Annotated in this window: 18 protein-coding genes, 1 tRNA gene and 1 pseudogene; 11 read left to right on the top strand and 9 right to left on the bottom strand. The window is 72.0% G+C overall.

Annotated elements, in window-relative coordinates; all coding sequences use genetic code 11:
- The first annotated feature begins 19 nt into the window (after nucleotides 1-19).
- Nucleotides 20-1,174, top strand: a complete 1,155-nt coding sequence (locus ABT008_RS21055; protein ID WP_350697931.1) for an acyl-CoA dehydrogenase family protein — start codon at nucleotides 20-22, stop codon at nucleotides 1,172-1,174.
- A gap of 54 nt (nucleotides 1,175-1,228) precedes the next feature.
- On the opposite strand, the gene ABT008_RS21050 is transcribed toward ABT008_RS21055, so the two are convergent.
- Nucleotides 1,229-2,530 carry a M48 family metalloprotease gene (locus tag ABT008_RS21050; protein WP_350697930.1) on the bottom strand — a complete coding sequence of 434 codons (1,302 nt, stop codon included), beginning with the start codon at nucleotides 2,528-2,530 and terminating at the stop codon, nucleotides 1,229-1,231.
- A gap of 153 nt (nucleotides 2,531-2,683) precedes the next feature.
- Here ABT008_RS21050 and ABT008_RS21045 point away from each other — a divergent pair.
- Nucleotides 2,684-5,143 (top strand): annotated as a pseudogene (locus tag ABT008_RS21045) (ATP-binding protein); the annotation flags it as partial.
- Between the two features lie 343 nt (nucleotides 5,144-5,486).
- On the opposite strand, the gene ABT008_RS21040 reads toward ABT008_RS21045, so the two are convergent.
- A complete protein-coding gene (locus ABT008_RS21040; protein WP_350697929.1) occupies nucleotides 5,487-6,011 on the bottom strand; it encodes a MarR family winged helix-turn-helix transcriptional regulator in 525 nt (174 codons plus the stop codon).
- Between the two features lie 103 nt (nucleotides 6,012-6,114).
- On the opposite strand from ABT008_RS21040, the gene ABT008_RS21035 reads away from it, so the two are divergent.
- Nucleotides 6,115-6,696 (top strand): YceI family protein, encoded by a 582-nt coding sequence (locus ABT008_RS21035; RefSeq protein WP_350697928.1) that lies wholly within the window; start codon nucleotides 6,115-6,117, stop codon nucleotides 6,694-6,696.
- Nucleotides 6,697-7,001: 305 nt separating this feature from the next.
- On the top strand, nucleotides 7,002-8,480 hold the full coding sequence (locus ABT008_RS21030) for a glutamate-cysteine ligase family protein (protein WP_350697927.1): 1,479 nt from the start codon (nucleotides 7,002-7,004) through the stop codon (nucleotides 8,478-8,480).
- Between the two features lie 42 nt (nucleotides 8,481-8,522).
- On the opposite strand, the gene ABT008_RS21025 is transcribed toward ABT008_RS21030, so the two are convergent.
- Nucleotides 8,523-10,022, bottom strand: coding sequence for a hypothetical protein (locus ABT008_RS21025; protein WP_350697926.1), 1,500 nt, complete (start codon nucleotides 10,020-10,022; stop codon nucleotides 8,523-8,525).
- 122 nt (nucleotides 10,023-10,144) lie between these two features.
- On the opposite strand from ABT008_RS21025, the gene ABT008_RS21020 reads away from it, so the two are divergent.
- Nucleotides 10,145-10,822 (top strand): PASTA domain-containing protein, encoded by a 678-nt coding sequence (locus ABT008_RS21020; RefSeq protein WP_350697925.1) that lies wholly within the window; start codon nucleotides 10,145-10,147, stop codon nucleotides 10,820-10,822.
- 102 nt (nucleotides 10,823-10,924) lie between these two features.
- A complete protein-coding gene (locus tag ABT008_RS21015) occupies nucleotides 10,925-11,716 on the top strand; it encodes a PASTA domain-containing protein (protein ID WP_350697924.1) in 792 nt (263 codons plus the stop codon).
- A gap of 7 nt (nucleotides 11,717-11,723) precedes the next feature.
- Here the strand turns inward: ABT008_RS21015 and ABT008_RS21010 are convergent, their stop codons facing one another.
- Both ABT008_RS21010 and ABT008_RS21005 read right to left on the bottom strand, forming a co-directional pair.
- Complete coding sequence (locus ABT008_RS21010; RefSeq protein ID WP_350697923.1) at nucleotides 11,724-12,164, bottom strand: hypothetical protein; 441 nt, start codon at nucleotides 12,162-12,164, stop codon at nucleotides 11,724-11,726.
- A 101-nt stretch (nucleotides 12,165-12,265) separates the two neighbouring features.
- Nucleotides 12,266-12,556 (bottom strand): hypothetical protein, encoded by a 291-nt coding sequence (locus ABT008_RS21005; protein WP_350697922.1) that lies wholly within the window; start codon nucleotides 12,554-12,556, stop codon nucleotides 12,266-12,268.
- Nucleotides 12,557-13,122: 566 nt separating this feature from the next.
- Here ABT008_RS21005 and ABT008_RS21000 point away from each other — a divergent pair.
- From ABT008_RS21000 to ABT008_RS20990, 3 genes are all read left to right on the top strand, one after another.
- Nucleotides 13,123-14,004, top strand: coding sequence for a helix-turn-helix domain-containing protein (locus ABT008_RS21000; RefSeq protein WP_350697921.1), 882 nt, complete (start codon nucleotides 13,123-13,125; stop codon nucleotides 14,002-14,004).
- On the top strand, nucleotides 13,974-14,195 hold the full coding sequence (locus ABT008_RS20995; protein ID WP_131051387.1) for a DUF397 domain-containing protein: 222 nt from the start codon (nucleotides 13,974-13,976) through the stop codon (nucleotides 14,193-14,195). Before ABT008_RS21000 ends, ABT008_RS20995 begins: the two co-directional genes overlap by 31 nt.
- A 189-nt stretch (nucleotides 14,196-14,384) precedes the next feature.
- Nucleotides 14,385-14,780, top strand: a complete 396-nt coding sequence (locus tag ABT008_RS20990) for a hypothetical protein (protein ID WP_350697920.1) — start codon at nucleotides 14,385-14,387, stop codon at nucleotides 14,778-14,780.
- Here the strand turns inward: ABT008_RS20990 and ABT008_RS20985 are convergent.
- Nucleotides 14,748-15,350, bottom strand: a complete 603-nt coding sequence (locus ABT008_RS20985) for a hypothetical protein (protein ID WP_350697919.1) — start codon at nucleotides 15,348-15,350, stop codon at nucleotides 14,748-14,750. The two genes, ABT008_RS20990 and ABT008_RS20985, sit on opposite strands and share 33 nt — an antisense overlap.
- Before the next feature lie 220 nt (nucleotides 15,351-15,570).
- Between ABT008_RS20985 and ABT008_RS20980 the strand changes: the two genes are divergently transcribed.
- Nucleotides 15,571-17,445, top strand: a complete 1,875-nt coding sequence (locus tag ABT008_RS20980) for a S8 family peptidase (protein ID WP_350697918.1) — start codon at nucleotides 15,571-15,573, stop codon at nucleotides 17,443-17,445.
- A gap of 57 nt (nucleotides 17,446-17,502) precedes the next feature.
- Here the strand turns inward: ABT008_RS20980 and ABT008_RS20975 are convergent, their stop codons facing one another.
- The 3 genes from ABT008_RS20975 to ABT008_RS20965 all read right to left on the bottom strand — a co-directional run bounded on the left by ABT008_RS20975 (nucleotide 17,503) and on the right by ABT008_RS20965 (nucleotide 19,563).
- Nucleotides 17,503-18,300: a WecB/TagA/CpsF family glycosyltransferase gene (locus tag ABT008_RS20975; protein ID WP_350697917.1), complete on the bottom strand. Its 798-nt coding sequence runs from the start codon at nucleotides 18,298-18,300 to the stop codon at nucleotides 17,503-17,505.
- Nucleotides 18,297-19,412 (bottom strand): NAD-dependent epimerase/dehydratase family protein, encoded by a 1,116-nt coding sequence (locus ABT008_RS20970; RefSeq protein WP_350697916.1) that lies wholly within the window; start codon nucleotides 19,410-19,412, stop codon nucleotides 18,297-18,299. The genes ABT008_RS20975 and ABT008_RS20970 overlap by 4 nt, the downstream gene beginning before the upstream one ends.
- Nucleotides 19,413-19,477: 65 nt before the next feature.
- Nucleotides 19,478-19,563, bottom strand: a tRNA-Leu gene (locus tag ABT008_RS20965).
- A gap of 227 nt (nucleotides 19,564-19,790) precedes the next feature.
- Here ABT008_RS20965 and ABT008_RS20960 point away from each other — a divergent pair.
- Nucleotides 19,791-20,585: an FHA domain-containing protein gene (locus tag ABT008_RS20960; protein WP_350697915.1), complete on the top strand. Its 795-nt coding sequence runs from the start codon at nucleotides 19,791-19,793 to the stop codon at nucleotides 20,583-20,585.
- Nucleotides 20,586-20,588: the final 3 nt, after the last annotated feature.

Below are 20,588 nucleotides of genomic sequence, written 5' to 3'. Positions count from 1 at the left end.
TCCGCACAGGAGGAACCCGATGGACTTCCGGCTCACCGAGGAACACGAGGCGCTGCGCGAGAGCGTGCGGGAATTCGCCCGCGAGGGGGTCGCGCCGGTCATCGCCGAGCACTACGAGCAGCACACCTTCCCGTACGAGGTGGTCCGGCAGATGGGCAAGATGGGCCTGTTCGGCCTGCCCTTCTCCGAGGAGTACGGCGGCATGGGCGGCGACTACTTCGCGCTCTGCCTGGCCCTGGAGGAGATCGCCCGGGTCGACTCCAGCGTGGCGATCACCCTGGAGGCGGCGGTCTCCCTGGGCGCGATGCCGATCTACCGGTTCGGCACCGCCGAGCAGAAGGCGCAGTGGCTGCCGAAGCTGCTCAGCGGTGAGGCGCTGGCCGGCTTCGGGCTCACCGAGCCGGGTTTCGGCTCGGACGCCGGAGGCACCGAGACCCGGGCGGTGCTGGACGAGACGACCGGCGAGTGGGTGATCAACGGCTCGAAGGCGTTCATCACGAACTCCGGCACCGACATCACCGCGCTGGTCACCGTCACCGCCGTCACCGGCACCCGCCCGGACGGCGCGAAGGAACTCTCCACCATCATCGTGCCGAGCGGTACGCCGGGCTTCACCGTGGCGCCGGGCTACTCGAAGGTGGGCTGGAACGCCTCGGACACCCACGAGCTGACCTTCGACGACTGCCGGGTGCCGGCGGAGAACCTGCTCGGCGAGCGCGGGCGCGGCTTCGCCCAGTTCCTGCGGATCCTGGACGAGGGGCGGATCGCGATCGCCGCGCTGGCCGTCGGGCTCGCCCAGGGCTGCATCGACGAGTCGGTGAAGTACGCCGCCGAGCGGCACGCCTTCGGCCAGCCGATCGGCAACTACCAGGCGATCCAGTTCAAGATCGCCGATATGGAGCTGCGGGCGTACACCGCTCGCCTGGCGTACTACGACGCGGCGGCGCGGATGCTGGCCGGTGAGCCGTTCAAGCGGCAGGCCGCGATCGCCAAGCTGCACGCCAGCACCGTCGCGGTGGACAACGCCCGGGAGGCGACCCAGATCCACGGCGGCTACGGCTTCATGAACGAGTACCCGGTGGCCCGCTTCTGGCGGGACTCCAAGATCCTGGAGATCGGCGAGGGCACCTCCGAGGTGCAACGCATGATCATCGCTCGCGACCTGGGGATGTGAGCCCGCTCCGGCTCCCGCCCGACCCGAGGCGGTGAGCGCGGCCTCGGGGTCCGGTCAGCCCGACGTCAGGAGGCGACGCAGGGTTGACCGGTCCGCCGCGTCCCGTTCGGCACGGGCGATCAGGTCACGGGCGTCGACCTGTTCGCCCGCCGGCCCGATCAGGACACCCCGGACCGCCGGATGTGCCAACCGCCAGCCACGGCGCAGCAGGTTCTCCTCGACCAGCCATACCGACGCGGTGGGCGGTTCGTCCCACTCGCAGTCGCCCGGATCGTCCGACAGCTCGCCCACCGGCACGTGCATGGCGGCGGCCAGCACCTCCCGGGGGCGGGTCCGGATCACCTCGATGGCCTCGACGTCGTCGACGGGCGGTCGGCCCAGCACCGCGGCCACGTCGGCCCGGACCGAACCGGCCTCCCCGGCGGCCCGGCGCAGCCACCAGCGCGGCGGGGAGTCGGCGAAGGTGTGCCAGCGGATGTAGCGCGGGTAGGGGATGTTCAACAGCCGTCGGGCCAGCCGGCGGCGCTCCCGCCCGGACAGCGGGGCCACCGGCACGGGATGGGCGGTCGGCACCACCGGCGGTGGCGTCCTGCCGAGGGCACGTAGCGCGTCGGCGAGCCGGGGATGCAGGGTGGCGAGCACCTGCGCCTCGTCCTCACCCCACTCGACGTCGGGCGTCCCGTGTCGCAGCAGGTGCCGCCACCCGTCGTCCACGTCGCTGATCCCCACCTCGGCCGGCCGCCACCATCGGTGCTCGGGCAGCGCCGTGCTCTCCAGGAAGTCGGTGTACCCCTGCGCGACGGCGTCCGCCAGCGCGAACGCCCGTGCCGCCGCATCGGCGCCCGCCGCGAGCACGGCGGCCTCGTCGGCGTCGCGCTGCACCTCGGCGGCGAAGCCGGCCAGCGTACGCCGGAACTCGGCGACCCGGTGCAGGTCCCGGCCCTCCTCGTACGTCTCGGCGCGCACCGCCTCGGCCCAGAGGTGCAGCAGGCCGACGACCAGACCGCAGTGGCGGTGGCGGAGCAGAGCCAGCCGGTGGCCGACCAACGCCCGCAGCTCGGTCGCGCCGAGGCAGTCGAGCAGTGGTAGGCCGATCAGCAGGTGTCGGCGCCGGTGTGCGACGGCCAGGTCCACCGTCGGGGTGCCGGTGAGCAGCACCCGGTCGGGCATCGGGGTACCCAGCCGATCGGCGGTCTCCGCCACCAGGCCGGAGAGTTCCGGGTGGGTACGCCGGGCCACCGGTACGCCACTTCGGCGGCCAGCCTGCGGCTGATGGCCGAGTAGTCCGGCATATCGGGCCAGCAACCAGCGGGCCTGTCGGGTGTCGAGGTCGCCCGGCAACCTGTCGCGGGACATGGGCGGCATTGTGACCGTCGCTGGTTACCTCGATCAATGGCTGATCGTCCAGTGCTGTCGCCCGGTCGGCCGCTGTCGGGTTTCTTCGTGGTGGGGTCGGGTGGCCGACGATCCCGTGTCCAGTGTCGGGTGTGGCCCGTAGTGTCCGTGGCCATGCCTCCGGGTCATGATCGTCGGGTCGGGCCGGCCACGCACGCCGGTCTCCCGGAACTGTTGCGGTCGCACCGCCTGGCCGCCGGCCTCACCCAGGCCGAGCTGGCGGTACGCGCCGGCGTCGGCATCCGGACGGTTCGTGACCTGGAACGGGGACGATCCGTACGCCCGCAGCGCACCACCGTCGAGCTGCTCGCCGGAGCGCTCGACCTGACCGGCGACGCCCGCGCCGCGTTCCTGACCGCCGCGCGGGGGACGGGTAACGCGAGCGCGCCGTCCCACCCGGGTTCGGCACTGGGCCTGCCGCCTGCGCCGGACCTGATCGGCCGGGAACAGGACGTGGCCGAGGTGACCGCGTTGTTGACCGATCCGCGTGGCCCCCGGGTGATCAGCCTGGTGGGGCTGGCCGGGGTCGGCAAGACGGCGCTGGCGTTGGCGGCGGTGCACGCCGTCGCACCGGCCCATCCGGGTGGCGTGGCCGGGGTGCTGATCGGTGCCGGGTCCGACGTCACCGACGTGCTGGCCGCCTCGGTGACGGTGTTCGGTGCCGCCCGGATCACCGAACTGGCCGCCCGGCTCGGTGACCGGCGGGCGGTACTGCTGGTGGACGCGGCGGAACGCGCGCCGGGACCGGTGGCCGCCACCCTGCACCGGCTCGTCGGCGGGGTGCCCTCGCTGCGGGTGCTGGTCACCGGCCGGCATCCGGTCGGGCTGCCCGGGGAACGGGTCCGTCCGGTGTCGCCGCTGGACGTACCGCCGCCGGGCGGGACCGACCCCGGGGCGCTGGCCACCTATCCGGCGGTCGCGTTGTTCACCGCGCGGCTGGCCCAGGTACGCCCGGAGCCGCCGTCCGATGCCGAGTTGCCGGCGCTGGCGTCGCTGGTCCGGCGACTGGGCGGACTGCCGCTGGCGATCGAGTTGATGGCCGCGCGCGGGCGCCTGCTCGACCTCACCGAGCTGCTCGACCGGTACGGCGACCGGGTGCTGGACCTGGACACCTCGGGCGCGGCACGCGGCGGGTGGGAGGCGGGCCCGGGCCGGGGAGACGACGTGCGGGCGGCCGTGGCGGAGACCCTCCGCGACGCGGTGGCCACCAGCTACCGGTTGCTGGCCGACGAGGAGCGGGCCGCGTTGCGTCGGCTGGCCGCGTTCGGCAACCGCTGGTCGGTCGAGATGGCCGAGGAGATGCTCGCGGGCACGGTGGCCGGCGCCGATCCGGTGCCGATGCTGAACCGCTTCCTCGATCTGGGGCTGCTGAGCGTACGCGGCACCGGACCGTTCCGGTTCCGGCTGGTCGACGCCGTCCGTGACTACGCGGTCGAGCAGGCGTCCGGTGCCGGTGAGTCGACCGCGATCCGTCGCCGGCACGCCCGGGTGGTGACCCGGTTGGTGGAGCGGACCGTCCCGGCGCTCAGCGGTGCCGGTGCGACCGTCGCGGCGCACCGGCTGGACGAGGTCACCGGCGACATCAGCTCGGCGCTGGCGTACGCGGCGGTGGACGATCCGCTGACCGCACTGCGCCTGGCGGCGGCGCTGTCCCGCTGGTGGCGGCTGCGGGGTCGGGACGTCCTGGGGCGGCAGTGGCTGCTGCGGCTGCTCGCCGATCCGCGTACCGCCGATGCCGATCCGGCGTTGCGGGCGTGGGCGTCGCTCGGCGTCGCGATGCTCGCCGGTGAGCACGGCGCGGCGGGTGAGGAGTTGCCGACGGCGCAGGCCGCGCTGGCGGCGTTCCGGCGTCTCGGTGACGTGCCGGGCGAGTTGGAGGCGCGGAACGTGCTGGGTGCGCTGCTGTCCGCGACGGGCCGGCCGGGACAGGCCCGGGAGCAGGCGGAAGCGGTGCTGGCGGTGGCGACCGAGGCCGGCCTGCTCCGGCAGATGGCGATCGCGCAGCACCACCTGGCCTGGCACGAGATGCGGGTGGCCGACCTCGCTGCCGCGCGGCGTCGACTGGCCACCGTGGACCGGCTCGGTGGGCAGTGCGGGGAGCAGCGGTTGCGGGTACTGGCCCGGGGCACCGTCGCGGAGGTGTTCCGCCTGGAGGGCCGGTACGTCGACGCGGTCGACGAGGCCCGGCGGGTCCTGGCGGCCCTGGCCGACCTGGGGGTGCCCCGGCACCGCCGCCGGGTGCTGGGCACGCTGGGTCTGGCGCTCGCGCAGGGCGGCCGTGCGGCCGAGGCCGCCGAGGTGCTCGTCGAACTGCGGCCGTTGGACGGGACTGGCGCGCTGATCGAGGGACACCTGGCCCGGCACCGGGGGGACCGGGAGGTCGCGGTGGAGTGGTTCGCCGCCGCGGCCGAGATGAACGGGGAGGACCGGGACCGGCGTCGGGTGGTCGAGGCGCTGGTCGGCCTCGCGGCGAGCACGGCGGATCCGGAGGTGCTCGATCGACTGGACCTCGCCTGCCGCGCGGGCGGCGTCCGGCTGCTGTCGCAGGAACAGGAGCTGTTGTACGCGTTGTCGGTCGGCCGTCGGGCGTCGGCGGTGAGCCGGACCGGCGCGGACGGTGCCGGAAAGCACGGCGGGCCGGGCTCGTGGCCCGGCCGACCGGCGGCGGAAACTGGGGTGGCGCGGGCGAGGAAGCCCCCTGTTACCACCCCTCGCTCATCGCCCGCGCCGATTCCCCCCAATGCGCCCCCGCTGCAGCGAGATTAGCGAGCGACCACCGCGAGGTCTGTCTGCTTTGTGGTGATATCGCCGGTTGCTCGCCTGGTTCTGCCGGTCCTTCTGCCGGTGCGGTCACGCTCGGGTGTGCGGACCGGCACCGAAGGTCGGACCGGTGCGTCCGGGCGAGGTGTCGCACCGCTCAGCACGGGGACGAATCAGGTGTTTTCCGGGTCGATTCCTCGTCCGGGGCGGTGTCGCTGCTGCCGGCGGTCGCGCAGGGATGGACGGCGTCGCGAATCTGCCGCAGGCCGTCCAGCAGTGCGTTCAGCGCCGCCGGGTCGAGTTGCCCGGTGAACCAGTCCTCGATGAGTTGAAGGTGGCCGGGCAGGCTCTCGTCGAGCCGGCGCAGGCCGGCGGGGGTCACCACGGCGTACGAGCTGCGTCGGTCGGAGGGGCAGGCGCGTCGGGTGATCAGGCCGTCGCGTTCCATCCGGTCCACGACCCGGGTGACGCCGCTGGTGGAGAGCGACGTCTGCGCGGCGAGGTCGGTCATCCGCAGCTGGTTGCCGGGCGAGCGGGTGAGCCGGGTCAGCACCTCGAACTCGACCGCTGACAGCCCGTGCTCGTCGAGTTGCGTGGCGAAGCGGGCGGAGAGGCCCGCGTGCACCTCGAAGAGGAGGCCGACAGCGGTGATCCGAGGGTCGTCGAACACGTTCGGGTTCACCGGCCCATCCTATCAGTACTTGACACACGGAATATTGCTACGACTATAGTTGCTGTCGCAGTCGTTGGGCTACTAAACAATCTCTTCCGGAGGGCAGTCTCTCATGACCAGCAGCACCGAGCCGGTTACCCGCGAGTGGAACGGCCTCACCATCCCGGCGGCCGGCACCTACCTGCTGGACGCGGCGCACAAGCGCGTGGGCTTCGTCGCCCGGCACATGATGGTAAGCAAGGTTCGCGGTGAGTTCGCCGACGCCGCCGCCACCATCACCATCGCCGAGGAGCCCCTGGGGTCCACGGTCAGCGCCACCATCCAGGCCGCCAGCATCAACACCGCGCAGGCCGACCGGGACGCGCACCTGCGCAGCCCGGAGTTCCTCGACGCCGAGCAGTTCCCCACCCTGGAGTACCGCAGCACCGGCGTGAAGTCGCACGAGGGCAACGAGTTCGTGCTCGACGGTGAGCTGACCATCAAGGGCGTGACGCGTCCGGTGGAGCTGAAGGTCGAGTTCGAGGGCGTCGGCCGCAGCCCGTTCGGCCAGGACATCTTCGGCTTCTCGGCGAGCACCGAGATCGACCGGGAGGACTTCGGTCTGACCTGGAACGTCGCCCTGGAGTCCGGCGGCGTGCTGGTCGGCAAGAAGGTCAAGATCGAGATCGAGGGCGAGGGCATTCGCCAGTCCTGATCGTCCCCGTACGCCGACGGGCCCGCGCCGACCGCGCGGGCCCGTCGGCGTTCCGGTGACGGTCGCGGTGCGGTTTGTCACAGGTTGTTAGCAGGGGGGTGGGTGGCGCGACGGACCCGGCCGGGTAGGAATGCCCGCGGGAGCGGCTCACCCGCCCCGTCGATGGGTCCGACCCACCCGCAAGGCGGGTGGACTGCGGCAATGGACCGATCTTCGGGCCATCCGGTTCGGCGCTTTCACCGAGTATGGTTCACACTGCGCTGCGGAACGGCACCGTTCCGTCGCGTCGCGCGCCGGGAGGAAACATGGGCAGGGACGTCGACCGAGCCGCCTTCTCCCGTGAGGATCGGATCCGGTACCGCCAGAAGGTCCGCCGCTGCCTGGACGTCTTCGCGTTGATGCTGGACGACTTCGGGTTCGACGCCGACCGGCCGATGACCGGGCTGGAGATCGAGCTCAACCTGGTCGACCCGCTCGCCGAGCCGGCGATGCGCAACGAGGAGATCCTCGCCGCCATCGCCGATCCGTTGTTTCAGACCGAGCTGGGCCAGTTCAACCTGGAGTTGAACGCCAACCCCCGGCTCATCTCCAACGGCGGGTTCGCCGACTACGAGCGTGACCTGCGCGGCAGCCTGGACCGGGCGAACGAGCGGGCGGCCCGCTCGGACACCCGGATCGTCCTGGTCGGCATCCTGCCCACGCTGACCGAGCGCCACCTGGTCGCCGACAACCTCTCCACCAACGAGCGGTACCGAGTCCTCAACGACCAGATCGTCGGTGCCCGGGGCGAGGACATCGAACTCGACATCCGCGGCGTCGAGCGCCTGCGTACGCACACCGACTCGATCGCGCCGGAGGCCGCCTGCACCAGCCTCCAGTTCCACCTCCAGGTCGCGCCGGACAGCTTCGCCGACTACTGGAACGCCTCCCAGGCCACCGCCGGAGTGCAGGTGGCGGTGGGTGCGAACTCACCCTTCCTCTACGGCCGGCAACTCTGGGCGGAGACCCGGATCGCCCTGTTCGAGCAGGCCACCGACACCCGGCCGGACGAGCTGAAGGCGCAGGGCGTACGGCCCCGGGTCTGGTTCGGGGAACGCTGGATCACGTCCATCTTCGACCTGTTCGAGGAGAACGTCCGCTACTTCCCGCCGCTGCTGCCGATCTGCGAGACCGAGGACCCGGTGGAGGTGCTGCACGCGGGCGGCGTACCGGAGCTTGCGGAGTTGCGCCTGCACAACGGCACCGTCTACCGGTGGAACCGGCCGGTCTACGACATCATGGACGGCCGCCCGCACCTGCGGGTGGAGAACCGGGTGCTGCCCGCCGGGCCGACCGTGGTCGACATGCTGGCCAACGCGGCCTTCTACTTCGGGCTGGCCCGTGGCCTGGCCGAGGCCGACCGGCCGATCTGGAGCCAGCTCACCTTCAGCTCCGCCGAGGAGAACTTCCACGCCGCCGCCCGACGGGGCATGGACGCCGTGCTGCACTGGCCACGGCTCGGTGAGGTGCCGGTCACCACGCTGGTGCTGGACGTCCTGCTGCCGATCGCCGCCGCCGGGCTCGACGGGTTCGGGGTGTCCCCGGCGGAGCGGGACCGCCTGCTCGGCATCATCGAGCAGCGCTGCCGTACCGGACGCAACGGTGCGGTCTGGCAGACCGCAGCGGTGTGGGCCGCCGAGCGGCAACACGGCCTGGACCGGACCGCCGCCCTGCACCACATGCTTCAGCGCTACGCCGAGTTGCAGCGCACCAACGAGCCGGTGCACACCTGGCCCATCGACTGACCCTCGCGACGGCGCCGAGCACCTCGGCGCGCACGGCCGGGGTCAGCGGCTGCGGCGGCCCCGTCGACCGGTTCCCTCGGGTGGGGTGTCGGTGCCGGACGAGCCGCCGTCCGACGGCGTGGTGGCAGAGGTGGGCGACGTCGACGCCCCGTCGGGGGCCGGTGCACCGGCCGGAGTGGCGGGTGCACCGTCGTCACCGGCCGACCCACTCCGCCCGCTGTCCGGGCCGCTCCTGGCGCCGAGCCGCCGCCGGGCCGGGCTGGTGCTCCGGGTCGCGGCGCGCGCGGGTTCCTTGTCGTCGGCTCCCACCGGCCCGTCGACCGCCGTCGCCGCCGAGTCGGGCGAGGTCGGGTCGACTGCGGTCGAGCCGGGCGCCGTACGGGTGCGCGCGCCGCTGTCGTCGGCCACCGGTGCGGTAGCCGCGTCGTCGGCCGCCACGCGTTGCCGGGGCACCCGGGGCGCGTCGCCGGTGGGCGGCAGCTCCTGCCTGCGTCGGGCGGCCCGCTGGGCGAGCGCCGCGACCAGGACCGACCCGCCGATGCCGACGATCACCGCGTACGGGGCGATCAGGTGGGCCGACACCTGGTCCGGGCTGATCGCGGTCAGCCTCGGCACGGCCAGGAAGTAGGCGACGGCCACCAGCAGCGGTCCGGCGGCACCGGAGGCGGTGGCGCCGACCCGCCGGTCGGCCGGGCGTACGCCGTGGCGGGCGGCCAGCGCGCCGATCAGCAGCGCCGAGCCGAGCGAGAGGACCGCCCCGGGCCAGTAGAAGTAGTCGCGGACCCAGAACTGGGGGTTGTCCGAGCTGAGTTGCCAGATGCCGAGCTGGGCGGTGGTGAGTCCGCGACCGGCGAGCACCGAGTCGACGACGGCGACCACGGCGAGCAGCCAGAGCCAACCGGCGGTGGCGATGACGTTGGTGGCGGCGGCCCGGCACCGCAGCGCCCAGACCGCCACCAGCACTCCGACCAGTACGCCGATCGCGGCGTAGCCGGCGGCCATGTTCCGTGGGGACGGGGTGTCCGGCACCTCCGCCACCCGTGCCGGCACGGCGACCAGCAGCACGGTGATCAGTGCGCCCAGCCCGGCGGCACCGGCCAGGGCGATCCACCAGAGGCCACCGCCGTCACCGACCTCCCTCGACCCGGCGGCATGGGATCGAACGTCGTCGGACCGGACGGTGTCGGTCCGAGCGGTGTCGGCCCCGACCGTCTCGGTCTGCGGAGCGGTGGCGGCCGACGGGACGGAGCCGGTGGGCGTACCGGCGTCGGGGGGTGCGATGGTCGGACCGGATGCGGGGTGCGGGCCGGTGCGGCGGTCGCGTAGGCGTTGCGCGCAGACCGCGCCGAAGATCGTCGAGGTGGCGGCGATCCAGGTGGCCCAGATCAGGCTCGCCACCCAGGCCGCGGTGCCGGCGGTCGCCTCGGTCGGTGCCCAGTTGAGAATGCCCAGGCCGTATCCGAAGCCCAGTTGGGCGGCCCCGGCGCCGGCTGCCACGCCGGCCGCGGTGGCGATCGATCCTCCCCAGCCCTGTCTGGCCATGCCGGGCAGCGTAACGTCCTGTGGTCGGTGCGGCGAGTCGTGTGCGGCACCAGGCGGCAACGGTGACGGACAGTGCTTGGCGTCGGCGACTACGGTCGTCGGTGATAGGGCGGTGGGCGGAGATGACGGACGGATCCACGGACCGGGACGAGGTGCGCTCCGGCGCCGGCCCGGACCGCGCGAAGGTGGTGATCGGCGGCGGCCTCGCGGCGGCACTCCTCGCCGTCATCGGGGCGACCGGCGGATGGGTGCTGGCCGGCGACCAGAAGTCGTCGCGCGGCCCGACGCTCGACGCGAGCGGCAGCCGGGCCCCGACCTCCGAAGGTTCGCCGACACCGCGCGAGCGGCCGACGACGACGGCGACCAGCCAGTCCGCCCGGCCCGCGCCGAACCGCACCGGCCTGACGGTGCCGGAACTCGTCGGCATGGACTTCGAGGAGGCCCGGGAGGAGCTACGGGACCGAGGGCTGGGCTGGCAGTTCGTCTTCGGCACCGGCGACAGTTCCAGCGTGCGCAGCACCGAGCCGGCCGGCGGTTCACCGGTGAAGCGGGGGACCACCGTGAAGGTCACCGTGGCCGGCGCCGCACCGGAGAGTTCGGTACCGGACCTGATCGGTGACTCGTGTGGTGAGGCACGGGACGAACTCACCGACGACGGCTTCTATCCGCGGTACCCCACCGGTAGGTCCGGCACGGTCACCGCCCAGAACCCGACCGCCGGCTCCGTCGGGCGATGGAACGACGTGGTCCAGATCTGGTGCGGCACGACCCCGAGCCCGGAGTCCAGCGACCAGCCGTAGTGACGCGCGTCCGACACGCTGATGCCGGCCGATGGCCCGACGAACCGTTAGGTTGACCGTCGAGGGCCATGCCGCCCGCCGGACCGGCGGAAAGGACGTGCGATGAGCGACGACCGCCAGCAGCCGCCCGGGGACGAGTCGGACGACCGGACCCGCCCGATTCCGCCGGCCACCGGACGTCCCGACGAGACCGCTCCGCTGGACCGTACGCCCGGTGACACCGCACCCGACGCGACCGCGCCGTTGGGGCGTACGCCCGGGGAGCCCGCACCGGCGGACGCGACCGCGCCATTGCCCCCGACGCAGCGGTCCGGCTCGGCGGCGTGGTCGGGGCGGGCGGAGGTGCCGTCGGTCCGGCCGGGTTTCGAGGGTGAGCCGGCCGGTGGCGACTGGTATCCCGACGACCAGGGGAGCCGGCGCTGGTGGTTGCCGATTCTCTGGGGTGTCGTCCTGCTGCTCCTGCTCGGCCTGCTCGGTCTGGGCCTGTGGCTGGTGAGGCAGGCGCTGGACGAGGACGGGGCGACGCCACCGTCCCCGCAGCCGACGACGCAGGCGTCGCCGACCACCGCGTCACCGTCGCCGACGACCCGGTCACCGTCGCCACCGCCGACCACCAGCGCTGCCCCCGCACAGCTTCCGGTGCCGCCGCTGACCGGGCTCTCCGAGGCGGCGGCGCGGGCGCTGCTGGACCAGCTCGATCTCGGTTACGAGGTGGAGTACCGGCCGTCGGACCAGCCGCCGGGAACGGTGATCGCCACCGAGCCCGGTGCGGGTGAACTGGTCGAGGCGGGCGACGAGATCAGGCTGGTGGTGGCCACCGCGAGCCCGAGCCCCTCGCCGACGACCGGTGCGCCGACCACTGAGCCGACCGCCACGGCCAGCCCGACCGCCTGAGGGCCGGTCACCACATCCGTCGTCTGGTGCCGACCAGTCCCAGCCCGGCCAGCGAGATCGCCAACCCGAACACGCCGGACCAGAACAGCGAGCGGCTGAGTTCCTGGCGGGGATCCGTACGGGTGGCGTGGGCCGTCGGGGCCGTCTCCCGGTGCGGGTCGTCGACCGACGCGGAGCCACCGTACGCGGCGGCCGGGTCGCCGCCCGGCTGGTCGGTCGTGCCGAAACCGTCCCAGCCGCCGGTCACGCCGTACGGGCCGACCGGCTCGGTCTGCACGACGGTGATCTCGGGTGCCGGGACCGGCTCGGCCAACCGGGTGGACGAGAGGGCGGGGTCCCGGACCAGCACCAGCATGGTGGTGGCGGCGCCGAGTAGCGCCAGGACTCCGAAGGCGTAGGTGATGCGGGACCGATGGGGCCGTCGCGTGGGCAGATTGACCATGGCCATCCCAGGTTCGGGGCCCGGGACGCGCGGGATGGAGACTTTGCCGGGGTGGGCATACCGATTCTATGGCGTCGGCATGCCCCCACGGCGGCTGTTCGTGATGCTCAGCCGACCCGGACCGGAGTTCGGGCGACCGGCCGACGGGCCGAGCGGACGGTGTGCGGACGAGGCTGCGGAGCGGGCTGGATCTGCTCCAGACCCGCCCGCTGGACGAAGATCGAACGCCGGTTGACCGCGTCCCCCGCCGCGTTCAACTCGTAGCCTTCGAGCCAGATCCAACCGTCGTAGGTGGGTCGGTCGAGTACCCGGATCACCCGGAACTGAATGGGCTTGCTGCGGAACTGGACACTCGCCGCGCGAGTCACGTGCAGTACGTCACCGGAGCGGGGAAGCACATGGGCTCCTGAGAGGGTTGGCCGACGGGGAAGGCCGGCGGGGGCGAACAGGGGGAGATGCGGCTCCGGCGACGAGGTCGTGTCTCGTGCGCCGGTTCGTGGCGCGGGCGTTGGTCGGTGCCGGTAACGCTGGTGGCGCGCCGCTCGACCGGTGCGGGCTCAGGTGGTGTCGCCGGAGCCGCCGCCGGAGGTGGGCGGCCGGCTCCCGCGCGGGGAACTCGGGCCCGTGGCCGACGGTCGGAGATACACCCCGTCCGCGCCTCCGCCGTGGAGATCACGGGGGGAGACGACGTGGAGACGGTGCGTAACCCAGGTCATACGGACAGAGTGCATCAGAGAGGTGCTGCATGCAAGTTGCACGTAGACTTTTGCCAATAAGTGAGCGGCTCGCACGAAACGGCGCTTGAACGCGCGACCACCCGAGCGGCACACTGAGGAACGGTCTCGCCGCCGCGGCCGGCCGACGACCGGCACCACCCCAACGCCGCGAACGCTCGCCAGCCCCGACGGTCGCGCCCGAGGCGGGTGTCGAACCAGCGGCGCGTCGAGGCGAGAGGTGACATCGGGTGAGCGAGCGCCGCAGTCCGACCATCCGGCGGCGCCGGCTCGGCGCGGAACTGCGCCGCCAACGCGAGGCCGCCGGCATCACCATAGAAGCGGTCGCCGAGCAGTTGGAGTGCTCGGCGTCGAAGGTCTCCCGCATCGAGACCGGCCACACCTCCGCCACGCCCCGCGACGTGCGGGACATGCTCCGGATCTACGGTGTGGTCGGCGCCGAGAGCGACGAGCTGGTGCAGATCGCCCGCGAGGCGCGACAGAAGGGCTGGTGGCACCCGTACAGCACGGTGCTGGTCGGCGCGTTCGTCGGCCTGGAGGCGGCGGCCAGCTCGATCCGCGCGTACGAGCAGCAGGTGATACCCGGACTGCTGGAGACCGAGGACTACGCCAGCGCGATGATCAAGGCTGCCCGTCCGGACTTCACTCCCGAACAGGTACAGCAACGAGTGCGTGTCCGACTCGGCCGTCAGTCGTTGTTGACCCAGGATGATCCGGTCGATCTGTGGGTGGTGCTCGATGAGGCGGTGCTGAGCCGTCCGGTTGGCGGGGACACGGTCATGCGTGACCAGCTCAAACGATTGGCGGAGGTGGCCCAGCTGCCGAACGTGACGCTCCAGGTCCTGCCGTTCGAGGTGGGAGCGCACGCCGGCATGGACGGCACCTTCACGATCCTCAGCTTCCCCGAACCCGGTGATCCGGATGTCGTGTACGCGGAGAACGCCACGGGTGGGCTCTTCCTGGAGAAGAGCGACGAGCTACAGAAGTACAGCTTCATCTTCGATCACATTCGAGCAGCGGCCCGACGTCCGGAGGAGTCCGTCGAGTACATCGCGAGACTGGCAGAGGAGCCGTTGTGGAAGTGGCGACGCAGGGATTCTCCGTGGACCTGACGCAGGCGACATGGTTCAAGAGCTCGAAGAGCGGCCCGAACTGTGACAACTGCGTGGAGGTGGCGTACGTGACCGGGGCGGTCGGCGTCCGGGATTCGAAGGACAAGGCCGGTCCGGCCCTCGTCTTCGCCCCGGGGCACTGGCACGCCTTCGTCGCCGGCACCAGGGACGGCGCGTTCGGCCGGAGCTGACTGGCGGTAAGCGGTGTGGACGGTCCCCGTCCGGCTCGGCCGGACGGGGACCGTCGTCACGCCGTCCGCCCGCCGTCCGTCCCGAGGGCTGCCGTCGCCACATCGACCGTGTCTCGTTGTACCTGTCGGTACGCGCTGGTCGACATCCTCCCGGCAGGGCGGGTAACCGAACGAGACAGGCGAGACGCGATGACAAGTATCGGATCAGAGAACATCAGCAACGGTCCCGCGAAGGCAGAGCGGTTCGGCGGTCAGTACCGCGGCGCCCGCCGGGACAGCATGTTGAGCGAGGTGCCGCCGGACGGTGAACGCGGCGGGCGGGACGTCCGGGGCGAGGCGGCGCAGTCGCAGCACGCCCCGCCGTCCCTGGACCCGAACCCGCTCACCGAGGGGTCGTTCCCGCCGCCGGGATGGCCGATGACGGAGAATCCCTCCCTGGTGGACCACCCGCTCATGCACGGGCTGATGATGGAGTTGCCGCCGCGCGGCAGCGTGCCGCCACCCGGCTGGCTGGACCGCTGGTTCGAGGCGACCCGGGCGATCCTGGAACTGCTATACGTGCAGGGCTCGGGCCGGCTGCGCTGAGGTCGCCGCCCGCTCCGGCATGGCCAACTCGGCGAGTCGGTTGTGCCGCAGCGCATGGCGTACGCCGATGGCCGCGACGCCCAACGCCCCCACGGTGACCGCCGGTCCGGCGGCATCGGGCCCGAGGATCTGACCGGCACCGCTCGCCGCGATCAGGGCCGGCAGCAGCGCCAGCCCGGTCACCTGCAACGGCAGCCCGATCAGCGGGTGGGCGGCGGCGGCTCGCAACCCGTGCGGGGCCGGGGTTCGGGGAGCCGTGGCGAGCGTGCTGGCTCCGGCCAGCAGCCGGCGTACCCGGCGGACCGTGCAGATCGCCACCACGGCGGCGGGGACGGCGGCCAGCGTCAGTCCGCTCGCGGCCCGGTCGGCCAGGGTGGCCCCGGGAGTGCTCAGTCCGGCGATCGGCAGCGCCACCGTCAGGGCGAGCCCTGCCCCGGTCAGGCCGAGCAACCAGCCGGTGTGTCGGCGCAGCCGGCGGGCGTGGGTCATCCGGGGCAGCCCGTCCGCGAGGTATCCGGCGACCCACCAGATGGTGGCGACCGGGAGCAGGAGGGCGAGATGGCTCTGCATGCCCATCAGACTTGCCCGATTTCCGCGCCCGCGAATCCGGGCCGGCCCCCCGTTCGTCCCGTACCCGGTCCCCGTAGGGGGCCATCGCACCGGCGTGATGGGAGATCCGGCATGTTTATCTGCCTCCGGGCGCGCCACTACTCTCACCTTGATCGGCATTCATCGATCAACCTGCCACGAGCGGGTAGACGATCGGTGCCGGTCGGAGGGAGGTAGGAAGATGGCTCTTCCACACAGGTCCGTACTCGTCGGCCTGGCCGCGCTGGCCATGGTCGCCACGGCCACCCCGGCCATGGCGGCCGAGCCGGTCGGCACGATCAGGAGCGCCGGCGGTGCCACCGCCGTCGAGGGAAGCTACATCGTCGTGTTCAAGGACGCCGAGGTGGGCCGCAGCGCCGTCGGGTCGTCGGTGGACCGACTGCTGCGTCGACACGGCGGCAGCACGGCCCGCACCTACACCACGGCGGTACGCGGCGCGGAACTCCGGGTCAGCGCCAAGGCCGCAGCGCGGATCGCCGCCGACCCGGCGGTGGCGTACGTCGAGCAGAACCACACCGTCACGATCAGCGGCACCCAGGCGAACCCCCCGTCCTGGGGTCTGGACCGGATCGACCAGCGGAACCTGCCGCTGAACAGCTCCTACACCTACCCGAACACCGCCTCGAACGTCACCTCGTACGTCATCGACACCGGTATCCGGACGACCCACTCGGATTTCGGTGGCCGGGCGACCTGGGGCACCAACACCGTCGACACCAACAACACCGACTGCAACGGCCACGGCACCCACGTCGCCGGTACGGTCGGCGGCACCGCGTACGGCGTCGCCAAGGCCACCCGGCTGGTGGCGGTCAAGGTACTGAACTGCCAGGGCAGCGGCACCAACGCCGGAGTCATCGCCGGCATCGACTGGGTCACCGCGAACGCGGTCAAGCCGGCCGTGGCCAACATGAGCCTGGGCGGCGGGGCGAACACCTCGGTCGACAACGCGGTGATCAACTCGATCAACGCCGGCATCACCTACGCGGTGGCCGCCGGCAACGGCAACGCGCTCGGCCAGCGGCAGAACGCCTGCAACTACTCGCCGGCCCGGGCCGCTCCGGCGATCACCGTCGGTGCCACCCAGAACAACGACGCCGCCGCGAGCTTCTCCAACTTCGGCACCTGCGTGGACATCCTCGCGCCGGGCGTGAACATCACGTCGGGCTGGTACACCAACGACACCGCGACCAACACCATCAGCGGTACGTCGATGGCCTCACCGCACGTGGCCGGCGTCGCCGCGCTGGTGCTGTCGGCCAACCCGTCGTGGACCCCGCAGCAGGTCCGGGACTACCTGGTGGCCAACTCCACCCCGAACGTGGTCACCAACGTGGGCACCGGGACCCCCAACCAACTGCTGTACGTGGTCAACGGCGACACCCCGCCGCCGACCAACGACTTCTCGGTCTCGGTGTCGCCGACCTCCGGCTCCACCGCGCCCGGCGGCTCGGTGACCGCGAGCGTGGCCACCGCCACCACCAACGGGTCGGCGCAGTCGGTCAGCCTCTCGGCGAGCGGCCTGCCGTCCGGGGCCACCGCCTCGTTCAGCCCGGCCACCGTCACCTCCGGCGGGTCGTCGACGCTGACCGTCACCACCTCGGCCAGCACCCCCGCCGGCACGTACCCGGTGACGGTGACCGGCAGCGCCGCGTCCGGCAGCAAGACCGCGACGTACTCGCTGACGGTGACCGGCAGCGGCAGCGGCGGCTGCACGGGCACCAACGGCACCGACGTGGCGATCCCGGACGCCGGCTCGGCGGTGACCAGCTCGATCACGATCGCCGGGTGCAACCGGAACGCGGCGTCGACCTCGACCGTCGCGGTGAACATCGTGCACACCTACCGTGGTGACCTGGTCGTCGACCTGCTCGCCCCGGACGGCTCGTCCTACCGCCTGAAGAACAGCAGCATCCTCGACGGCACGGCCAACGTGAACGCCACCTACACGGTGAACCTCTCCAGCGAGGCGGCGAACGGCACCTGGCGACTTCAGGTGCGGGACGTCTACAGCGGAGACACCGGCTACCTCAACACCTGGACGTTGACCCTCTGACGCCCGCAACGGCACCGGGCCCCCGGCGGTACGCCAGGGGCCCGGTGTCGTGTCGGGTCAGACCGCGAACGTGCTCGGACGCTCGGTGGCCGGGGCCGGCGGCCGCGCCTTCCACAGCCCGGTCTTCTGCGCGAACAGCCGGCCGAGGTACGCCGGGTTGAGGATCACGTAGCGGCGCCAGAGCCGCTTCGGCTCCAGCCCGAGCCGCCAGAACCACTCCAGCCCGGCCCGCTGCATCCACGGCGGCGGCTGGCGCAGCAGCCCGGCGTGGTAGTCGAAGGCCGCGCCGACCGCCATCATCGGCATGTCCAGCAGCGGACGCATCGCGTACGTGAAGACCTCCTGGCGCGGGCAGCCGAGCCCGACCAGGACGAGCCGGGCGCCGCTGGCCTTGATCCGGTCGGCGATCTCGACGTCCTCGCCCGGCTGCACGGCGCGGAACTTCGACGCCTCCACCCCGGCGATCTTCAGCGCCGGGAACATCCGCTCCAGCTCCGGGATCAGCCGGGCCAGCGTCTCGTCGGTCGAGCCGTACAGGTAGACCGGCAGGCCCTCGTCGGCGAAGCGGGAGAGCACGTGCAGGGTCAGCAGCGGCCCGTACACCCGGTCGGTGAGGCCGGCGCCGTGCAGCAGGTTCAACGCCCAGCGCACCGGCTGGCCGTCCGGGGTCACCACGTCGAACGAGTTGAGCCGGGCGTTGTGCGGCGGGTCCAGCACACCGGTCATCACGCCGTGCACGGCCAGCGCGGTCAACGCCATCGGACGACGTTCCTGCGCGGCGGCCACCACCCGCTCGGTCGCCTCGGCGTAGTTCGTGGCGTCGACGAGCACGCCGAGGACGTTCTTCTTGGTCATGCTCCCGGCACCCACTTGTCCACGTTGGCCTCGTAGATCTCACGCATGATCATGGGTACGTCGTAGACCTGCTTCCAGTCCGGGTAGTCGGCCTGGAACGCCTCGTTGGAGCCGATCCACCACTTGTGGTCGCCGACCCGGTTTGCCTCGACGTACTCCGAGATCATCTCTTGCCCGGTGATCCGCTCGGCCTCGGTGAACGCCTCCCGCATCGAGGTGTTGGAGTGCCGGCCGCCGCCGAGGTTGTACACCGCCGCCGAGCGCGGGTTGCGGAAGAACGCCTCGAACGCGGAGACCACGTCCGAGCTGTGGATCGCGTCCCGCACCTGCTTGCCCTGGTAGCCGTAGATCTTGTACGTCCGGCGCTCCATGTTGCAGCGCATCACGTACGCCAGGAAGCCGTGCAGTTCGGTGGCCGAGTGGGCCGGGCCGGTCAGCGTCCCGCCCCGGAAGCAGGCGGTCCTCATGTCGAAGTAGCGGCCGTACTCCTGCACCATCACGTCGGCGGCGACCTTGGAGGCGCCGAAGATGGAGTGCAGGCAGGCGTCGATCGACATGTCCTCGCGGATGCCCTGCTCGTACGGGTGGCCCGGCTCGATCTCCCACCGGGTCTCCCGCTCGACCAGGGGCAGGCTGTTCGGCCGGTCGCCGTAGACCTTGTTCGTCGAGCAGTGGATGACCGGCGCCTCCACGCAGTGTTCCCGGACGCTCTGCAGGACGTTCAGGGTGCCGGCGGCGTTCACGTCGAAGTCGGTGAACGGGTCACGCACCGCCCAGTCGTGCGAGGGCTGCGCGGCCGTGTGGATGACCACGGCGACATCCCGGCCGTACCGCTTGAAGAGCGCGCCGAGCGCGCTGCGGTCGCGGATGTCGATGCTGTGGTGCGAGTACCTCTCACCCAGCTCGTCGGTCAGCCGGCGGACGTTCCACGCGGTGGACGCCTCCTCGCCGAAGAACTCCTGCCGCATGTCGTTGTCGATGCCGACGACGTCGAGACCGAGGCCGGCGAAGTGCCGGACCGCCTCGGAGCCGATCAGCCCGCCCGAACCGGTCACGAATGCGACACTCACATGCCACTCCTGGTGCGTCGGAGGCAGAAACCATCGGAGCATAGCGTGACGTTTGGTACGCCTCGATACGGAGCGAGGGCCCCGCGTCGCCGCGGAGCCCTCGTCTGTGGTGGGGAAGGGGGGAGTTGAACCCCCACGCCCTTTCGGGCACACGGACCTGAACCGTGCGCGTCTGCCATTCCGCCACTTCCCCGTGGCATGACCTCGGACAGCGTAGCCCTGGCCGGCTCCACCGTCTCCGGCGGACCTCGGCAATGCTACGTGACCCTCGGTCGTGACCGCGAATGGCATTCGCTGCTTCCAGCGGTTACCGTTCGTGGCGGACGAAAGAGTAGCACGACGATCCGAGGCCGTCCGAACGGGCCGTGGCCTGCGGGCCGAGCGGCGTGTGAGCTGCGTGCGCTCTGGACGGATACCATCATGTCCTCGGGACTCGAGGAGGAGCCGGTGAGCGTGCTGCAACGCTTCGAGAAGCGTCTGGAAGGCCTGGTCGAAGGGGCCTTCGCCAAGGTCTTCAAGGGGGTCGTGCACCCCGTGGAGATCCTCAACGCCATGCAGCGGGAGGCCGAGGCGCACAAGGCCATCCTGGCCGGTGGGCGCACCTTGGTGCCGAACCGCTACGTGATCGATCTCTCGCCCTACGACCACAGTCGGCTGGCGCCGTACGCCGCCGCGCTGGCCCAGGAGTTGGCCCAGTCGCAGGCGGAGTTCATCGGCGAGCAGGCCTGGACGGTCTACGGCGACGTGATCGTCGAGATCGAGCGCGGTGAAGGGCTGGACACCGGCATGTTCCGGGTCACCGCCGAGGTCTACACCGGGGGCGAGGTCGCCCCGGTCTCGGCGCCCGGCGGCGGGTACGACGCCGGCCCGCCCGGATACCCCTCGTACGACCAGGGCGGCGGCTACGGCCCCCCGCAGGGGCACGGTGGTGGCCGCAACGTCCGGCTGGTCTCCGGTGACGGCCGCACCTACCCGCTCCAGATGGGCTCGACCGTGATCGGTCGGGGCGACCAGGCCAACCTGCGTCTGCCCGACGTCGGCATCTCCCGGCGACACGCCCGGCTGGACTTCGACGGCGGCCAGGTCGTGCTGACCGATCTCGGCTCGACCAACGGCACGATGGTCAACGGCCAGCGGGTCTCCGCCGTGGCGCTGAACCCCGGCGACATGATCCAGCTCGGCACGACCACCCTGACCTTCCGCGTGGACGGCTGACCC

It is taken from the genome of Micromonospora sp. NPDC002389 (genome assembly GCF_040296095.1).
In the GTDB taxonomy this organism is placed as follows: domain Bacteria; phylum Actinomycetota; class Actinomycetes; order Mycobacteriales; family Micromonosporaceae; genus Micromonospora.
This window is presented reverse-complemented; position numbering and strand designations above follow the sequence as displayed.

Excerpts from the sequence above, each read along its gene's own strand:
- ABT008_RS20960 (WP_350697915.1), top strand. The coding sequence starts at position 19,791 with ATGTCCTCGGGACTCGAGGAGGAGCCGGTGAGCGTGCTGCAACGCTTC.
- ABT008_RS20990 (WP_350697920.1), top strand. The coding sequence starts at position 14,385 with ATGACAAGTATCGGATCAGAGAACATCAGCAACGGTCCCGCGAAGGCA.
- ABT008_RS20970 (WP_350697916.1), bottom strand. The coding sequence starts at position 19,412 with ATGCTCCGATGGTTTCTGCCTCCGACGCACCAGGAGTGGCATGTGAGT.
- ABT008_RS21025 (WP_350697926.1), bottom strand. The coding sequence starts at position 10,022 with ATGGCCAGACAGGGCTGGGGAGGATCGATCGCCACCGCGGCCGGCGTG.
- ABT008_RS21055 (WP_350697931.1), top strand. The coding sequence starts at position 20 with ATGGACTTCCGGCTCACCGAGGAACACGAGGCGCTGCGCGAGAGCGTG.
- ABT008_RS20975 (WP_350697917.1), bottom strand. The coding sequence starts at position 18,300 with ATGACCAAGAAGAACGTCCTCGGCGTGCTCGTCGACGCCACGAACTAC.
- ABT008_RS21020 (WP_350697925.1), top strand. The coding sequence starts at position 10,145 with ATGACGGACGGATCCACGGACCGGGACGAGGTGCGCTCCGGCGCCGGC.
- ABT008_RS21035 (WP_350697928.1), top strand. The coding sequence starts at position 6,115 with ATGACCAGCAGCACCGAGCCGGTTACCCGCGAGTGGAACGGCCTCACC.
- ABT008_RS21010 (WP_350697923.1), bottom strand. The coding sequence starts at position 12,164 with ATGGCCATGGTCAATCTGCCCACGCGACGGCCCCATCGGTCCCGCATC.
- ABT008_RS20985 (WP_350697919.1), bottom strand. The coding sequence starts at position 15,350 with ATGCAGAGCCATCTCGCCCTCCTGCTCCCGGTCGCCACCATCTGGTGG.
- ABT008_RS21050 (WP_350697930.1), bottom strand. The coding sequence starts at position 2,530 with ATGTCCCGCGACAGGTTGCCGGGCGACCTCGACACCCGACAGGCCCGC.
- ABT008_RS20980 (WP_350697918.1), top strand. The coding sequence starts at position 15,571 with ATGGCTCTTCCACACAGGTCCGTACTCGTCGGCCTGGCCGCGCTGGCC.
- ABT008_RS21030 (WP_350697927.1), top strand. The coding sequence starts at position 7,002 with ATGGGCAGGGACGTCGACCGAGCCGCCTTCTCCCGTGAGGATCGGATC.
- ABT008_RS21015 (WP_350697924.1), top strand. The coding sequence starts at position 10,925 with ATGAGCGACGACCGCCAGCAGCCGCCCGGGGACGAGTCGGACGACCGG.